This is a genomic window from Frateuria sp. YIM B11624, from assembly GCF_049727805.1.
GTDB lineage: Bacteria > Pseudomonadota > Gammaproteobacteria > Xanthomonadales > Rhodanobacteraceae > Frateuria_A.
Genome location: NZ_JBCNYA010000066.1, coordinates 1 through 803, shown reverse-complemented (window position 1 = coordinate 803; position 803 = coordinate 1). Strand labels below are relative to the sequence as shown.

General features: G+C 69.2%; 1 protein-coding gene. It reads left to right on the top strand.

The features are described 5' to 3' along the window. Window positions 1–803: UDP-glucose dehydrogenase family protein (locus AAIL17_RS18205; RefSeq protein ID WP_424684240.1), on the top strand; the 803-nt coding region annotated here is incomplete at both ends.

Here is an 803-nt window from a genome sequence, read left to right as displayed (position 1 = left end):
GGCTACGTGGGCCTGGTCACCGGCACCTGCCTGGCGGAGATGGGCAACCACGTACTGTGCGTGGACGTGGACGCGGGGAAGGTCGCGCGCCTGAAGCAGGGCGAGGTGCCGATCTTCGAGCCGGGCCTGTCGCCGATGGTCCGGCGCAACCACGAGAGCGGCCGGCTGGATTTCACCACCGAGGCGGCCGCCGGTATTGCGCACGGCGAGGTGATCTTCATCGCCGTGGGCACGCCGCCGGACGAGGACGGCAGCGCCGACCTGCGCTACGTGCTGGAGGTGGCGCGCAGCATCGGCACGCACCTCAACCGCTACGCGGTAGTGGTGAACAAGTCGACCGTGCCGGTGGGCACCGCCGACAAGGTGCGCGCGACCATCGCCCACGCGCTGGCCGAGCGCGGCGCGGTGATCCCGTTCGATGTGGTCTCCAACCCGGAGTTCCTGAAGGAAGGCGACGCGGTGGAGGATTGCCTGCGGCCGGACCGCATCGTGATCGGCAGTTCCAGCGAGCGCGCCACCCAGGTACTGCGCAAGCTGTACGCGCCGTTCAACCGCAACCATGACCGCACGGTGGTGATGGACGAGCGCTCGGCGGAGCTGACCAAGTACGCGGCCAACGCGATGCTGGCGACCAAGATCAGCTTCATGAACGAGATCGCCAACATCGCCGAGCGGGTGGGCGCGGACATCGAACAGGTGCGCCGCGGCATCGGCGCGGACCCGCGCATCGGCTACCACTTCATCTACCCGGGCGCCGGCTACGGCGGCTCGTGCTTCCCCAAGGACGTGCAGGCGCTGGAGCG